The organism is Alkaliphilus sp. B6464, assembly GCF_018141165.1.
Taxonomy (GTDB): Bacteria; Bacillota; Clostridia; order Peptostreptococcales; family Natronincolaceae; genus Alkaliphilus_B.
This window is the reverse complement of sequence record NZ_CP058557.1, coordinates 2,971,253-2,986,165: the sequence shown is the minus strand read 5'-3', so window position 1 is coordinate 2,986,165 and position 14,913 is coordinate 2,971,253. Positions and strand designations below refer to the sequence as shown.

General features: G+C 33.3%; 20 protein-coding genes. All 20 read left to right on the top strand.

Features of this window, described 5'->3' with window-relative positions:
- On the top strand, positions 1 to 1,101 hold the full coding sequence (locus HYG84_RS15090; RefSeq protein WP_212378639.1) for a hypothetical protein: 1,101 nt from the start codon (positions 1 to 3) through the stop codon (positions 1,099 to 1,101).
- On the top strand, positions 1,091 to 2,281 hold the full coding sequence (locus tag HYG84_RS15085; RefSeq protein ID WP_212378637.1) for a hypothetical protein: 1,191 nt from the start codon (positions 1,091 to 1,093) through the stop codon (positions 2,279 to 2,281). Before HYG84_RS15090 ends, HYG84_RS15085 begins: the two co-directional genes overlap by 11 nt.
- A gap of 11 nt (positions 2,282 to 2,292) precedes the next feature.
- The gene (locus HYG84_RS15080; protein WP_212378635.1) at positions 2,293 to 2,664 is read left to right on the top strand and encodes a hypothetical protein; all 372 of its coding nucleotides are present in this window, start codon (positions 2,293 to 2,295) and stop codon (positions 2,662 to 2,664) included.
- 43 nt (positions 2,665 to 2,707) lie between these two features.
- Positions 2,708 to 2,842, top strand: coding sequence for a hypothetical protein (locus tag HYG84_RS20540; protein ID WP_256442548.1), 135 nt, complete (start codon positions 2,708 to 2,710; stop codon positions 2,840 to 2,842).
- Positions 2,843 to 2,923: 81 nt separating this feature from the next.
- Complete coding sequence (locus HYG84_RS15070) at positions 2,924 to 3,208, top strand: hypothetical protein (RefSeq protein WP_212378630.1); 285 nt, start codon at positions 2,924 to 2,926, stop codon at positions 3,206 to 3,208.
- Between the two features lie 2 nt (positions 3,209 to 3,210).
- Positions 3,211 to 3,996 (top strand): glycoside hydrolase family 25 protein, encoded by a 786-nt coding sequence (locus HYG84_RS15065; RefSeq protein WP_212378628.1) that lies wholly within the window; start codon positions 3,211 to 3,213, stop codon positions 3,994 to 3,996.
- Complete coding sequence (locus HYG84_RS15060) at positions 3,997 to 4,290, top strand: hypothetical protein (RefSeq protein ID WP_212378626.1); 294 nt, start codon at positions 3,997 to 3,999, stop codon at positions 4,288 to 4,290.
- An 88-nt stretch (positions 4,291 to 4,378) separates the two neighbouring features.
- Positions 4,379 to 4,543, top strand: a complete 165-nt coding sequence (locus HYG84_RS15055; protein WP_212378624.1) for a hypothetical protein — start codon at positions 4,379 to 4,381, stop codon at positions 4,541 to 4,543.
- A gap of 115 nt (positions 4,544 to 4,658) precedes the next feature.
- The gene (locus HYG84_RS15050) at positions 4,659 to 5,945 is read left to right on the top strand and encodes an FtsK/SpoIIIE domain-containing protein (RefSeq protein ID WP_212378622.1); all 1,287 of its coding nucleotides are present in this window, start codon (positions 4,659 to 4,661) and stop codon (positions 5,943 to 5,945) included.
- Complete coding sequence (locus tag HYG84_RS15045; protein ID WP_212378620.1) at positions 5,938 to 6,507, top strand: replication-relaxation family protein; 570 nt, start codon at positions 5,938 to 5,940, stop codon at positions 6,505 to 6,507. The genes HYG84_RS15050 and HYG84_RS15045 overlap by 8 nt, the downstream gene beginning before the upstream one ends.
- 390 nt (positions 6,508 to 6,897) lie before the next feature.
- Positions 6,898 to 8,184, top strand: a complete 1,287-nt coding sequence (mtaB, locus tag HYG84_RS15040) for a tRNA (N(6)-L-threonylcarbamoyladenosine(37)-C(2))-methylthiotransferase MtaB (RefSeq protein ID WP_249168767.1) — start codon at positions 6,898 to 6,900, stop codon at positions 8,182 to 8,184.
- Positions 8,185 to 8,257: 73 nt separating this feature from the next.
- Positions 8,258 to 8,605, top strand: coding sequence for a histidine triad nucleotide-binding protein (locus tag HYG84_RS15035; protein WP_212378616.1), 348 nt, complete (start codon positions 8,258 to 8,260; stop codon positions 8,603 to 8,605).
- A 130-nt stretch (positions 8,606 to 8,735) separates the two neighbouring features.
- On the top strand, positions 8,736 to 8,915 hold the full coding sequence (gene rpsU / locus HYG84_RS15030; protein ID WP_212378614.1) for a 30S ribosomal protein S21: 180 nt from the start codon (positions 8,736 to 8,738) through the stop codon (positions 8,913 to 8,915).
- Between the two features lie 40 nt (positions 8,916 to 8,955).
- Positions 8,956 to 9,399: a GatB/YqeY domain-containing protein gene (locus tag HYG84_RS15025; RefSeq protein WP_212378612.1), complete on the top strand. Its 444-nt coding sequence runs from the start codon at positions 8,956 to 8,958 to the stop codon at positions 9,397 to 9,399.
- Between the two features lie 397 nt (positions 9,400 to 9,796).
- Complete coding sequence (locus HYG84_RS15020; protein WP_212378610.1) at positions 9,797 to 10,477, top strand: endonuclease/exonuclease/phosphatase family protein; 681 nt, start codon at positions 9,797 to 9,799, stop codon at positions 10,475 to 10,477.
- Between the two features lie 118 nt (positions 10,478 to 10,595).
- A complete protein-coding gene (locus tag HYG84_RS15015; RefSeq protein ID WP_212378608.1) occupies positions 10,596 to 11,891 on the top strand; it encodes an NfeD family protein in 1,296 nt (431 codons plus the stop codon).
- Between the two features lie 10 nt (positions 11,892 to 11,901).
- Positions 11,902 to 12,903, top strand: coding sequence for a flotillin-like protein FloA (gene floA, locus HYG84_RS15010; protein ID WP_212378606.1), 1,002 nt, complete (start codon positions 11,902 to 11,904; stop codon positions 12,901 to 12,903).
- Positions 12,904 to 12,938: 35 nt separating this feature from the next.
- On the top strand, positions 12,939 to 13,415 hold the full coding sequence (locus HYG84_RS15005) for a hypothetical protein (RefSeq protein ID WP_212378604.1): 477 nt from the start codon (positions 12,939 to 12,941) through the stop codon (positions 13,413 to 13,415).
- Between the two features lie 442 nt (positions 13,416 to 13,857).
- The gene (locus HYG84_RS20700; RefSeq protein WP_330655493.1) at positions 13,858 to 14,136 is read left to right on the top strand and encodes a hypothetical protein; all 279 of its coding nucleotides are present in this window, start codon (positions 13,858 to 13,860) and stop codon (positions 14,134 to 14,136) included.
- An 84-nt stretch (positions 14,137 to 14,220) separates the two neighbouring features.
- Positions 14,221 to 14,706, top strand: a complete 486-nt coding sequence (locus HYG84_RS20695) for a reverse transcriptase domain-containing protein (protein ID WP_334301081.1) — start codon at positions 14,221 to 14,223, stop codon at positions 14,704 to 14,706.
- Positions 14,707 to 14,913 lie beyond the last annotated feature (207 nt).

The window sequence follows — 14,913 nt, the reverse complement described above, 5'->3', positions numbered from 1 at the left end:
TTGGCCTATAACACTAAACCTATAATAACAGATAAAGACGGTAATCCTATAAGTCAATATTATAATCCCGATGCAGATCAGTACGAGGCAGTAGAAGGTATTGCAGGAGCAAATAAAGTAGTAGTTTTTAAATCAGATGGAACTGAAAATACAGGCATATCCTTACTACCTATACTAGATAAATTAAGCCAATTAACAGGTACAGTTATTGATGAGGAAACACGAAAAAGCAATGAATTGCAGAGAATTGCTCTATATGAACAAATACAACAGATGTTAGATGATGGAGAGTTAAAAGGAGATACAGGAGAAACTGGAAAAGGCTTAGAATATGATTGGCAAGGAACACAATTAGGAGTTCGAGTTGAAGGAGATACAGAATATATCTATGTAGATTTAAGAGGTGAAAAAGGAGATAAGGGAGACAAAGGCGACCCTGGAACAATAGAAAATCTAGATAGAACACATATAGTAAATGCACTAGGTTACACCCCTATAAAGTCAGTGAATGACGTATTAGCAGATGAAAGTGGCAATGTAACTATAGAGACTGGTTCAGATATAGAAATAGTAAACAATTTAGAAGAAGAAGTTGCAGGTAAAGCTTTAGATGCTACGCAAGGTAAAATTCTAGACAATAAAATAAATACAAAAGCTAATATAGAAGATATTCCAGATATAAGTACCAAAATGGATAAAACAGGTGGAACGTTTACAGGAGAAGTGCAGCATAATAGAAATTTAGTTATTCAACCTAAGTTAAAAGATTATACCGAACATTACGAAAGTGTTTTAACTCCATCAAATTATACTATAGATTTATCGTTAGGAAATATATTTTACTTAGGAGTAATTGATGATTTAGTTATCGATGACATAATTAATTATAAGGTGACTAATGAAAATTGTCATTCGTTTACACTAATGATACAAGCGGTAAATTCAGTAAGTATAATATTTCCGTCAATTATTTTGTGGAATAACGGAGAAATTCCTGAGTTAACAAGTGCAAATGTTGTTTATTTACTTACTTTTATTAGAACCGATGATATACCAGGTAAATGGTTTGGTATGTTTGGTGGTGAATTTAATGTTAGCTGATAGAGTTAGGATGAGTAGTTACAGGAGAACAAAACATTTAATAGATAGAACAACTCCAGTAACGGTAGTTAATCAACCTTATTCTACAGGGGGAAATGGAGGTAGAAAATTAGTTAGACTGAGTAATGGATGGCTGGTTGCATGCATGTTTAACTCAACTGATACTAGCATATATCTGTATGTTAGTAAAGATAGTGGAGCTACTTGGTCATTACTTACTTCACGAAGTGTCGGTACTAGTGGAAAGGCGTACTCTATGGTATCTGCTGGTACTACTGTGTATGTAATATGGAGACAGTCAAATAAGTTCATAATAAGTGGGTATATTGATGTTGTTCGTGGGAGTTCGCTAATAGGCATACAGGTTAGTGACACAGATATGGCAGGGACTGCTCATGATACCTGCTCCTTAGCAATTAATACTCAAAAAGCAGAACTACATGCATGTTGGAGCAGTAAAATTGAAACTTATCCTAACTCATTCAATATCAGATATTGTAAGGGCATCATTAATCCAGATGGTAGTGTAACTTGGGGTAGTGTAGAGCAAGTTACCGAGTACAGTTATACTTGGCTCGATATAATGCAACCAACAATTATAGTAAAAGACAATAGTCCTGTAATTATAGTAAAAAGCATAGGAATTGCAAAAGGTATTGCAGGCGATTATATTAGGGGAATACTGTGTTATTCTAAGGCTGGGAGTACTTGGGACCATACAAACATCTATTACACTGGAGAAAGAGGCCTAGAACAGTCTAATCCAACTGCTTGCGTAGATACAGATGGAGTTATTCATGTGGCTTGGCATGGAACAGATGCTCAATACCCTACCTACAATCGAGTTAGGTATTCTAAGTCGACAGATGGGGGTATGACATGGAATACTCATCAAATAGTCAATACACTCTTAGCTGTATATCCATCAATATCCGTTGATACTAGTGGTAACATATCAATAGTATATATTACTCAAGGTAATAACATGTATTATATGCAATTTAGGGATACAATTAAAACCCCTACACAACTTAGTACCAATTTTCTTTATGGGGACCCTTCTTCTTTGCAAGATTTAAGTATTGATGTGGAAGGGTTTCCACCGACTGCATATATGCTTTACAATAAATCCCCTATAACTCAACTATCAGTACAGTTTGAAGGAAAATGGTATGAATAGGAGGTGCAAACATGGTACAAGTAATAAATGGTGAAATAATACAATATAACTTACCCAAAGTAGGAACTTTAAAAGATAGTTCTACTGTAAGTGGATACCATCTTTTAGACGAAGAAATTCTTAAACAAGAGGGTTGGTTACCATTAGAAGATATACTTCCAGAATATGACGAGCAAACTCAATACCTAATTGATGATGGATATGAGATATTACAAGATAAGGTAATTAAAAAGTATAAAGTTGAGAACATACCTATAGAGGAAGAAATCCCAACAGTACCAAGTGAAGTAGATATTTTAAAGGCACAAAATAAAGCTTTAGTGGATAGACAGGAATTTTTAGAAGATATAATCGCAGAAATGGCGATGATGGTCTATGATTAACTTTCTATATAAAGTAATAATCTTATTTCAAGGAGGTGAAAATATGATGGCTATGTTTTTTGCACAAAGAGTAATCTTAAGTAAAACAGCATACAAAGATGTACCAGGTACATTAAGAGCTTTAGTAAAAGAGATTTTAGAGGATAGTGGATTAGGATTTTTAGCTACAGAAGAATAATCCAAAAAGGGCAATAGACTAGACAATAGTCTTTTTTTATTGCCCTTCTTTATTTTTATACTGGAGAAAGTAGGTGTCTAAATGACAATTGAAATAGGCGTATTAATTGGTCTTGCTAGTACTATGTTAGGAATGACTTTAGGATATTTAAACTGGAGAAGAATTAACAATAGAGATATACAAACAGATGCAGTTGGAAACGGAGAGTTAAGGGCAGATATCAGCTACATAAAAAGAGGTGTAGAAGATATAAAGCTAGATCTAAAAGTGCAAGAAAAGCAAATAAGAGATATAACAGAACGTGTTACCAGAGTAGAGGAAAGTACAAAATCGGCACATCGTAGAATTGACGGAAAGGAGAAGTAATTATGATTATAGATATATCAAGTTGGCAAGAAGCGAGTAAAATTAATTATGATGAATTAGCAAAGCAAGTAAAATTGGTAATCATAAGGACTCAGTATGGGTCTAGACATTTAGATAAACATTACAAAACACATCATACAGAATTTAAGAAAAGAGGAATACCTACAGCTGCATATGCTTGGGTAAGAGGGATCTCTATAGAAGACATGAAGGTAGAAGCAACTGACTTCTACAATAGAACTAAAGAATTTAATCCTACAATTTGGTTTCTTGATGTAGAAGAGCAGTCCATGTCCGACATGAGAAGTGGAATATCTGCATATGTGAAAAGGCTTAAAGAACTTGGAGCAAAGAAGATCGGTATTTATGTAGGGCATCATTTATATAAGCAATTCAATTTAAATTTAGATGAAGTAGATACCATTTGGATTCCTCACTATGGAAGAAATGATGGTACAGCTAACAGTAAACCTAATTACTATTGTGATATACATCAATACACAGACAAAGGCAAGTTAAACGGTTATAGTGGAAACTTAGATTTAAATAGATTAATGGGAATCAAATCGTTATCTTATTTCACAGGTGAGCAAAAAGAAGAAGTAACAAAGGAAGAAAAAGAACTAGACTCAATAAAAATAAATCTTCATGGCAAGGAATTGGAAGTAGAAGGCATCTTTAAGGATAAGACAAACTATATTCCAGTAAGATTTCTAGAAAAATTAGGATACTGTTTAGATTGGCAAGATAACACTATAATAATTGAATATAAAGGAGAGGATAAATAAATGTATAATGATTTTATAACTTTAGAAATGTTAGCTACTTTCGCAGGACTTGTAACAGCAGTTACTTTAATAGTACAGTTTTCAAAGACAATAATTAAAAATAGGTTCGGTGATGCAGCAGTAAGATTATATACCTTCATAGTTGCACTGATATTGACATTTGTATTTGCTAGATCGGGACTTGGCATTGAGGGTATATTACTTACAATAATTAATGCAATAATTGTAAGTATAGCTTCCATGGGTGGATATGAAGTTATAATGGATCCAAAAGCAGAAAAACAGAAGATGTAATTAAATTGAGGGTAGGGCTTAGGCTTTACCCTCTTTTTTTATGTCTAAAATTATTCTTTAGCACATATATTTAATCGAGGTGGTTGTTATGGACAAGAAAGATATAGAAGATATAGTTAAAATTTATTTTGATGAAAAAGAAAAAAGGGAGAAACTGAAAAAGAAAACGCAATCATATTTTATGATATTGGCCAGTGGTGCGTTTGCATTATACATCATTTATCAAATGGGTATTTTGGTTAACAACTTTTAAGAGGTCAAACCTCTTATTTTTTTATTTATTTTTAATAGGACAGGCATTATTTCCCCTTGATTTCATATACTGTACTATCTAACGTACCATATAAAGTATAAGGGGGCGTACCATTATGAATAAAAAAATGAGTTATACAGAGTTAGGAATATGTGGAATTGCCATGGGTGGCATTATGATGTCTTGGGCAGGACTTCCTTTATTGGGATACCTATTTCATGGTGTAGGAGTAGGTTCGATTCTACAAGGTGTATATAAAGGAAATAATCCATATAAAAAGTTATTTACTGCACTCGGATTATACATAGGAAAAGACAACAGAGAGTATCCCATACTAAAAGAACGTAAACAGACTAAGTATGGCGAGTGTCTTAGATTTTCAGTTCCTACAGGATTATGTACAAAGGATTTTGAAAAACACCAAGTAGCTTTAAAGGAATACTTTAGAGCTACAGATATAAAAATTAAATTTAATAATGGATGGATTTTATTGGAGTTACATAAAGAAAGATTAAAGGATGTATATGATTATTCAGATATAGAAACTAAAGGAATATTAGAAGTGCCTGTAGCTTACGGTATAGGTGGATTACAAACAATAGATATAGCAAAGGGGCCACATATTCTTATAGCTGGAGAAACTGGTTCTGGTAAATCTACAGTGTTAAGAAATATAATAACGTACTTAATACAGAAAAAATCTAAGCATGGCATTAAACTACATCTAATTGATCTAAAAGAGGGTGTGGAGTTTAGCATATTTAGAAAATCTAGTACAGTTGCTACATTCTCCAAAAGTAAGGAAGAAGCCGAAAAGACATTGAGTAGTTTACTTAAAGAGGTAAAAAGAAGATATGAATTATTTTTTAATAATGATTGTGTAGATATAGTAGAATACAATAAAAAGTTTAAGAAAAAGAAGTTAAATTATGAAGTGTGCATTATAGATGAATTTGCCGATCTCCAAAATGAAAAAGATAGCATAGCACTATTAGAAGAATTACTAGCAAAAGCAAGAGCATGTGGAATACATTTTATAAACAGTACACAAAGGCCAGATAGTAAAATACTCAATGGTAGAATTAAAGCTAACGTGCCTTACGTAATTGGCTTAAAGACCATGAATGGAATAAACAGCAGAATAATCATAGATCAGGAAGGATTAGAGGGACTTAAAGGGAATGGTCACACGATAATTAAAACAGATAAACTAATAGAAGGGCAATGTATTTATATATCAGCGAATAAAGCTAGGGACATAGTAAGAGAAACATATACTAAGGAAAATACAAGTAATATAGCTATATTCAAACCTAAAGAAAAGAAAAGAGAAATTTCTAAAGTAGCCGAGGTAAAAGACTTTAATTTTCTTGAAGTATTGGTAGGTGGAAAAAATGACTAATAGAGAGATACAGCAGCAAAGAGATAGAGAGATAATTAAGTTTATAGAACAATTTAAAGTAGCCAGTACGGATACTATAGCAGAGTTATTTTTTCCTAGTTTAAGAATGGCCCAAAGACGATTATCTAGGCTGGTTGATTACGGAGTTCTAAAACGTGAAAGAGAACACTTTACATTTCAGTATGTATATTACATCGAAAAAACTAAGCAAATGCAACACAGACTAATACTGACCGAGTTTTATAGACAAATAAAACGATTAGGAATAGAAGTTGTTAAGTTTGAAAATGAGTTTACATTCTTTGAAGGGATAAGGCCAGATGGATTTATAGCCTATAGCATTGGAGAGAAAAACTATATAGCGTTTATTGAAACCGAATTATCTAACAAACCCAACATTACTAAATACGAGGAATTATATAAATCAGAAGAATGGAAAAAAGTATTACCTATATTCCCTGCAATAATTTGGGTAACAGATAACAACATACCTAAAACAGAATTATCGATATTTCATATTAAAAGAGATTTTTCAAATATAGGTATACTATGTAAATATTAGTACGTTATATGGTGTATTAGCATATACACTACTTAGTACGCACGTAACGACAATAATATATAGTAATATCAATATATAAGGCATAAATAATTAAGTCTTATACGAATGAAACTGAGGAGCGATAGCGAGTCAGTAAATGAGTAGGCGACGGCTTGTGACAAATGGAAATTTAAGCTCATGATAATTGAGTGATGAAAAAAATATAAAGATTAGCTTAGTTAGTCTTTTTTTCTTTTTACAAATTATTATTTATGTATATAATAAGTAGTAAAGATAAATAATTGTTTTTAGGAGGAAGTTGTCACTATGGCAGAAAATAAAAATATAAAAATAGATATAGATAATAGTAATAATGTAGAAAGTAAGAAAAGCTACCGAAAAACCGTAGCTATGTTAACATTAGGTTGTAAAGTTAATCAATATGAAACTCAAGCAATGGGTGAGATTTTTGAAAAAGAGGGATATAATATAGTACCCGATAGTGAAATTGCAGATGTTTATGTTATTAATACATGCACTGTAACTAATGTTGGAGATAAAAAGTCTAGGCAGTTTATACGCAGGGCAAAAAGAAATAATCCAGAGGCGATCATAGCAGTTGTAGGTTGTTATGCTCAAACAGCTCCAAAAGAAGTTTTGTCTATTGAAGGAGTAAATATTGTTATTGGAACAAATGAGCGAAATAAAATAGTTGAAGCAGTTAAAAAGTGCAAAGTTGATGAAAAAATTAGCTTAGTAGATGATATTATGAAAGTTAAACACTTCGAGGAAATGTCTATTGCAGATGTAAAAGATAAAACTAGAGCTTTTTTAAAAATACAAGAAGGATGCAACCAATACTGTACCTATTGTATCATTCCATATGCTAGAGGACCTATTAGAAGTCGTGGAAAACTAGAAATAGTAGAAGAAGTAAAGGCTCTGGTTGAGAAGGGCTTTAAAGAAGTAGTATTAACTGGTATCCACGTTGCATCTTATGGAAAAGACTTAGATACAGGATCAACTCTTATAGATATATTAAAGGAAGTAAATAAAGTTAAAGGTTTAAAAAGAATAAGGTTAAGCTCTTTAGAACCTACCTTATTTACATATGAGTTTTTAAATGAGCTTTCCAAACTTGAAAAAATATGTGAACATTTCCATCTTTCTCTTCAAAGTGGCTGTAATGCAACATTGAAAAGAATGAATCGAAAGTATACAGCAGAGGAATATAAGGAAATCGTTAACAGAATTAGAACCGTATATCCTGAAGTAGCCTTAACTACAGATATCATTGTAGGTTTCCCGGGAGAAACCGACGAAGAATTCAATATAACTTATAATTTCGTAAAAGAAATTGAATTTAGTGAAATTCATGTTTTCAAATATTCACCTAGAACTGGAACACCGGCGGCAAAATATACAAATCAAGTGGATGGTCTAATAAAACACTATCGTAGTGAAAAATTAATTGAATTAGGGGAACAATTAAAAGACAATTATCGTACTATGTTTATAGGTAGAAATAAGAAGGTTTTATTTGAAGCACTTTCGAAAGATGTTACTGGCTATGTCGAGGGATATACTGATAACTATTTAAAGATTCTAGCTCCTGCTAATGATGTAAAAGAAGGCGAATTAGATATAGTTACCCTTAAAGAACTAAGACAAGATTATATTTTAGGAGAAAAGAAATAGTTTTTAAAAGAGGAATTTCTAATTTTATGTTGAATAAAAATAGATATAGACGAACAGTAAGGAGGTGTAATTGATGTCAAATTGTATTTTTTGTAAGATAATAGAGGGGGAAATTCCATCTACCTTAGTCTATGAAAATGAACATGTAATAGCTTTTGAGGATATTAATCCTGAAGCACCTATACACCTGCTTATTGTACCTAAAAAGCATATTCCAACTACTATGGATGTAACGGAAGAGGATGGTAAAATTATTATTCCCGAAATCTTCGCCGCTATAGGACATTTAGCTAGGCAATTTGATTTAGAGCAAGAGGGATTTAGAATTGTAAACAACTGCGGTAGCAACGGCGGTCAAACAGTGAACCATTTGCATTTTCACCTTTTAGGTGGAAGGCAACTTCAGTGGCCTCCAGGTTAAAAAATAGCTATTGCATAAGTTGAAATTTTAATGTATAATAACTAAGTATTGTTAAATCCCACTTGCAATATAGCCATTATGTTGCTATAGATAAAGCACAGCGCTTGCTAGCGGAGGGAGGGAAAGTAAGATGTCAGAGATAAAAATAAGAGATAATGAATCACTAGATAATGCTCTTCGTAGATTTAAAAGACAGTGCGCTAAGTCTGGTATTTTATCAGAAGTAAGAAAAAGAGAGCACTATGAAAAGCCTAGTGTAAAGCGTAAGAAAAAGGCTGAAGCCGCACGAAGAAATAAAAGCAAATTCTAGTTATTTGACTAGGGTTTCTTAAGGTAGAGGTGAAAATAAAATGTCCCTCAAAGAGAGATTAGCTGACGAATTAAAAAATGCCATGAAGAATAAAAACCAACTTCGAAAAAATGTTATTACAATGATTCGTGCTGACATAAAACAAATAGAAGTGGATAAAAGGGTTGAGCTTACAGATGAAGAAGTTATTGAAATAATCTCTAAGCAAGCAAAACAACGAAGAGATTCCATTGAAGAGTTTGAAAAGGGTGGTCGAGCAGACTTAGTTGAACAAGCGGCACAAGAAGTAGATGTGCTTATGGAATACTTACCTGAACAATTGTCAGAGGAAGAAATTGAAACAATAATTAAGGAGGTTATTGCCGATACCGGTGCTACCTCTATGAAAGATATGGGAAAAATAATGGCTACAGCAATGCCTAAATTAAAAGGCAGAACTGATGGAAAAGTAGTTAATCAAATAGTAAGAAAGATTTTACAATAGTAAAAGACTAACCCGGATTATATCCGGGTTTATTTATTTTGTATAAAATACCAATATAGTACACTCTTTGTTTATGATGAAGGTATATCTCATCTCGAAGTTATTGCACTAACCAATATTAAGAGCATTACATTTGATGTATTTGATGAAAATAAACAAATGACTCATTCCGTTTCTTTAACAAATCCTGTACTAAGATTAGAGGATAATGCTAAGAATAATAATAATATTTTTTACATTACAAAGGATTCTGTAGCCTTCAATAGATTTAATAAGCTCGTTATATAATGAAACAGAACATCCGCGATCTTTTGAATTTATTAATTTACAAACACAAGAAGTAAATTTAGATAGAGGCACATCTTTTAAAGAGAGTGGGATAGAAGAGTTGAAAATTATGTCATATAACATTCATCATGGTAAAAATCTCTTAGGAATTTATACACTGGATCAAATAGCCAATATTATTAAAGATAGTGAAGCTGATATTATTGGATTACAAGAAGTAGATTCAAACTTTGCTCGTTCGAGATTTCAAAATCAATTAAAATATTTAGCAGATAAATTATCTATGAATTATGTATATGGGGATAATGTAAATATAATTGGCGCAAAGTATGGAAATGGTATATTAAGTAAATATCCAATAGTATCATATGAGAATTTTAAAATACCAAGTGGGAGAGAACAAAGGGGATTATTATCAGCAGTAATAGATATAAATGAGCAAAAAATAAACTTTTTGAACACCCATCTAGGATTAACTGCTTCGGAAAGACTAGTTCAAGTACAGGCAATTAGCAAATATTTAAGCACTCTTTCAAACAAAGTTATTTTAGTTGGAGACTTTAATGCTATGTATAATAGTAGAGAGGTTCATGAAATAAGTAAAAAGCTTACAGATGTAGGTTATGTAACTAATAATAATTATATATCTACTTTTGAAGTTCCATTTGTATCCAGAAGAATTGACTATATTTTTATAAGTTCAAATATAGAGGCTAAGGACTATAGAATTATACGTGAAAGGGCATCTGATCACTATCCGATAGTTGCTGATGTTAAAATTAAAAGATAATTACCCACCTAAATTTAATGGTAAGGTGGGTTTAATTTTATTAAACTTGTTTTTTGTGTTAAAAAATAGTTTAATATATATTAAAAGGGAATATATATAATAGGAGAGGAGGGGAGATATGATAAGAAAAAAAATATGTTGTTTAGGGATATTAATATTTACACTGTTATTTTCTATAGTGGCCAATGCAAATGTAAATGGAGAGAATGTATATGTAATACCAATTAAAGGAGAAATAACTCCCGCTGTATATCAATATGTGGAGCATAACCTGTCCATTATAGAAAAAGATCCTAAAGCTGCTACAGTAATATTTGAAATTGATACTTATGGTGGAAGAATTGACTCTGCTGAAAAGATAAGTCAATTGATTTTAAATACAAATATACCTACCATATCATTTGTTAATACGAAAGCAGAATCAGCTGGGGTTTTATTAACGATTTCTTCGGATACTATAGCTATGGCGCCTAGTAGTACTATTGGATCTGCAGAAACTATCCCTAATACGGAGAAGATACTTTCTACTTGGGTTAGCATACTCAGAAGTGTTGCTCAAGAAAAAGGTAGGGACGAAGATATAGTAGCAGCTATGGCGGATCAATCTATAGCTATACCTGGTATTATTGAACGAGGTAGATTACTAAATCTAACTACATTAGAGGCTAAAAGTTTAGGATTTACCGATATAGTCGCCAGCGATTATCACCAAATTTTAAGTTCTTTATCCTTACCCTATAGTAACATTATTATGGCAGAAACTACTAATAGTATTCATCTAGCAAAGTTTGCTAGTAATGTTTATATTGCACCTTTGCTACTAGCAGCAGGCTTTATAGGACTTTTAGTTGAAATATTTATGCCAGGTTTTGGTATAGGGGGGACTGTAAGTTTGGTCTCTTTTGCCTTATATTTTGGTGGAAATATATTAGCTGGAAATACTAGTTTAATAACTGCCTTCATATTTTTAGTAGGTATTCTTTTATTAGGAATAGAAGCTTTTATACCAGGTTTTGGTGTAGCAGGTGTAGGTGGAATCGTGTGTGTAGCTATAAGTATTTTCTTAGCATCCAGCAGTGTTACTACTGCGATAATATCTATTTTTGTTTCATTGATTTTAACTATAGTTGTGTTGGTGCTTATTTTTAAATATGCTCCTAAAAATAAGCATTTTAATCGTATAGTACTAAACACTAAATTAGATAAAGAAAAAGGATATACTTCATTTGTGGATTATAGTAAGTATATAGGGCAAACTGGTATAGTAACTACTCCACTTAGACCATCGGGCACAATATCCATAGATGGAGAGTTATTAGATGTAGTTTCTGAAGGTCAATTTATAGAAAAAGAGGATTTAGTAAAGATTAGTAGAATAGAAGGTAGCAGAATAGTAGTTCAAAAAATTAATTAGGAGGGGTCTTATGCCAGAAATAGTATTTTTAATTGTTGCAATTGCAGTTGTATTTATTGTACTTTCAATTATTTTAAGTTTTATACCAGTAGGTTTATGGATCACAGCTTTTTTCTCGGGAGTTAAGGTAGGTATTTTCACTTTAGTTGGAATGAGATTTAGAAGGGTTCAACCAAGCCGTATTGTTAATCCCTTAATTAAAGCCACTAAAGCAGGGTTAAATCTAGACATAGATAATCTTGAGGCACATTATTTAGCTGGTGGAGATGTAAATAGCCTAGTAGATGCATTAATAGCAGCTCAAAGAGCAGAACTTGGCCTTGAGTTTGAAAGGGCTGCTGCAATTGATCTAGCAGGTAGAAATGTTTTAGAAGCTGTTCAAGTAAGTGTTAATCCAAAGGTTATTGAAACTCCTAAAATAGCAGCAGTTGCAAAAGATGGTATCGAAGTAATGGTTAAGGCTAGAGTAACAGTGCGAGCAAATATTGAAAGACTTGTTGGGGGAGCTGGTGAAGAAACAATTATTGCCAGAGTTGGTGAGGGTATTGTTACAACTGTAGGTTCGGCTGCATCTCACAAAGATGTGTTAGAGAACCCTGATTTAATTTCTAGAACAGTTTTAGGGAAAGGATTAGATGCGGGTACTGCATTTGAAATTTTATCTATTGATATTGCGGACATAGATGTAGGAAGAAATATTGGTGCACAATTACAAACAGACCAAGCAGAGGCAGATAAACGAATCGCTCAAGCTAAAGCAGAAGAAAGAAGGGCAATGGCAGTAGCTAAGGAACAAGAAATGAGGGCTGCTGTAGAGGAAATGAAGGCTAAAGTTGTTGAATCAGAGGCTGAAGTGCCAAAGGCAATGGCATCAGCTTTAAGAGAGGGTAAAATAGGAGTAATGGACTATTATAACCTACAAAATGTAGTAGCTGACACCGGTATGAGAGAGTCTATTGCAAAAATCAGCAAAAATGAAGATAAAGGGGCAGGAAAAGATTTAATGAAATAAAAAACTAGTTTTTTCTTGACAAAGGAAGTGATTATATGGACTTTGGATCTATAATAGGCTTTATTGCTATTATATTTATAACCTCATTATTTAATAAAGATAAAAAGGTGGCAAAGAGACAAGTACAACCTAATAAGCCTAGCCCTGCCCAAAGAACTGTTAAAAAGGCATCTAATACTAGTGAAACTAGAAGAAAAACTTTTTCAGGTGGCTTAGAAGATTTATTCAACGAACTAAAAGTAGAATTTGATAAAAATTTTGGAGATACGGAAAAAAAGCAATCCTCTTCCACTTCTCAACAGAATATTATAAACGAGGATGATCTTAAAAGAGAGAATGAGATAGAAACTCTAAATACTACCTTCAAAGATGGTTCTAAAGACTATAAAGGTGGTATATATGGTAAAGAAATAGGAAAAGAGGAAATACCTATTGAATTTAATAGAGAATCTATTATTCAAGGAGTTATAATGTCAGAGATTTTGCAAAAACCAAAGAGCTTAAGAAGATAGGACTAAGTCCTATCTTTTTTTTATAGTGTGCCCAGCATGGGCGATAACTTGGCGGTGAGAGTCCGCTGTGGGCTTGGTAGTGGGAACCACTAGCCGAAGGCAAGGGTGTCCATCGCGAGGTGGAATCTGAAGGAAGCCCTAGGCAAAGTCTTGGTCTGAGGAACACAAACCACATATAAGGCTTACTTGGGACGGACGAGTTTGCTATTCAAAACGAAGTCCAACACTACCCGAATCTCAAGGAGTAAATGTGGCAGATATATGAGATGAAGGTTATCGCTCCTACCTGGGGAGGTCTCAAGGATATGTTATGGAAATGCATTTTGAAATAACAACCTATATAGTGATGTATAGCTGAATCTTGAGAAGTCAGCAGAGGTCATAGTACTTATCTAGTCATGAATAGATAAGGAAGGACTGAACATTAAGGAGGATGAAGATTTTGAAGGATTCAATAGATATACAACGACAGCAGAAAACTTCGTATGAAGACTCTAGTGCAAAGAATAAGTTGGAAACTAAAGGTATGCACGGAGTGCCTAGTATATCAGTGACATCTACAAATGAAACATCCAGTGCAGCTTCAGATAATCTCATGGAAAGGATACTATCTAGAGATAATATGCTATCTGCTCTTAAAAGAGTAGAAAAGAATAAAGGTAGCTACGGAGTGGATAGAATGAAGGTTGATGAACTTCGACCTTTCCTAAAACAAAACTGACTATCTATTAAAGATAGTATCTCAAAGGGTAGATATAAACCCAGTGCTGTAAGAAGAGTCGAGATACCTAAACCAGATGGAGGTATGAGACTTTTAGGAATACCTACTGTATTAGATAGGTTAATCCAGCAAGCCATAGCACAAACCTTAACGAATATATTTGACCCTTGCTTTTCTAATAACAGCTTTGGTTTTAGACCAGGAAGAAGTGGGCATGATGCTGTGAAACAGGCGAAAGAATATATGAATCAAGGATATAAATATGCGATAGATATGGACCTTGAGAAATTCTTTGACAAGGTTAACCATGACATATTAATGCACAGAGTGTCCAAGAAAATCAAAGACAAGAGAGTTCTAAAACTGATTAGACTTTACTTGCAGTCAGGTATTATGCTAAATGGAATAGTTGTAAGAAGCGAAGAAGGCACCCCGCAGGGAGGGCCATTAAGTCCACTTCTAGCAAATATCCTTTTAGATGACTTAGATAAAGAACTGGAGAAGAGAGGACACAAATTCTGTAGATACGCTGATGATTGTGCGCCACGAAGGCGTGTCCAAGTAGCGTAGCTACTTGAAGACAGCTATGCTGTGCAGATGATGGCGGTAGGCCCGCCGAAATCGCCATACAGGTGGAGGTTTCAAACTACCTTAAGGTGCTGTGGTCAAAAGCCATGGTATTGAGCGTTAAGGAAAAGGCAGTATCTAAACTGTCAAGTGCGTATTAAGGAGATGAACGAGCAAGTGAACCACTTACGAAAATGTCGAAAGCGTAGA

Bases quoted from the DNA above. Each gene is read 5' to 3' on its own strand.
- HYG84_RS15085 (WP_212378637.1), top strand. From the start codon at position 1,091: ATGTTAGCTGATAGAGTTAGGATGAGTAGTTACAGGAGAACAAAACAT.
- HYG84_RS15080 (WP_212378635.1), top strand. From the start codon at position 2,293: ATGGTACAAGTAATAAATGGTGAAATAATACAATATAACTTACCCAAA.
- HYG84_RS20540 (WP_256442548.1), top strand. From the start codon at position 2,708: ATGATGGCTATGTTTTTTGCACAAAGAGTAATCTTAAGTAAAACAGCA.
- HYG84_RS15070 (WP_212378630.1), top strand. From the start codon at position 2,924: ATGACAATTGAAATAGGCGTATTAATTGGTCTTGCTAGTACTATGTTA.
- HYG84_RS15065 (WP_212378628.1), top strand. From the start codon at position 3,211: ATGATTATAGATATATCAAGTTGGCAAGAAGCGAGTAAAATTAATTAT.
- HYG84_RS15060 (WP_212378626.1), top strand. From the start codon at position 3,997: ATGTATAATGATTTTATAACTTTAGAAATGTTAGCTACTTTCGCAGGA.
- HYG84_RS15055 (WP_212378624.1), top strand. From the start codon at position 4,379: ATGGACAAGAAAGATATAGAAGATATAGTTAAAATTTATTTTGATGAA.
- HYG84_RS15050 (WP_212378622.1), top strand. From the start codon at position 4,659: ATGAATAAAAAAATGAGTTATACAGAGTTAGGAATATGTGGAATTGCC.
- HYG84_RS15045 (WP_212378620.1), top strand. From the start codon at position 5,938: ATGACTAATAGAGAGATACAGCAGCAAAGAGATAGAGAGATAATTAAG.
- mtaB (WP_249168767.1), top strand. From the start codon at position 6,898: ATGTTAACATTAGGTTGTAAAGTTAATCAATATGAAACTCAAGCAATG.
- HYG84_RS15035 (WP_212378616.1), top strand. From the start codon at position 8,258: ATGTCAAATTGTATTTTTTGTAAGATAATAGAGGGGGAAATTCCATCT.
- rpsU (WP_212378614.1), top strand. From the start codon at position 8,736: ATGTCAGAGATAAAAATAAGAGATAATGAATCACTAGATAATGCTCTT.
- HYG84_RS15025 (WP_212378612.1), top strand. From the start codon at position 8,956: ATGTCCCTCAAAGAGAGATTAGCTGACGAATTAAAAAATGCCATGAAG.
- HYG84_RS15020 (WP_212378610.1), top strand. From the start codon at position 9,797: ATGTCATATAACATTCATCATGGTAAAAATCTCTTAGGAATTTATACA.
- HYG84_RS15015 (WP_212378608.1), top strand. From the start codon at position 10,596: ATGATAAGAAAAAAAATATGTTGTTTAGGGATATTAATATTTACACTG.
- floA (WP_212378606.1), top strand. From the start codon at position 11,902: ATGCCAGAAATAGTATTTTTAATTGTTGCAATTGCAGTTGTATTTATT.
- HYG84_RS15005 (WP_212378604.1), top strand. From the start codon at position 12,939: ATGGACTTTGGATCTATAATAGGCTTTATTGCTATTATATTTATAACC.
- HYG84_RS20695 (WP_334301081.1), top strand. From the start codon at position 14,221: ATGAGACTTTTAGGAATACCTACTGTATTAGATAGGTTAATCCAGCAA.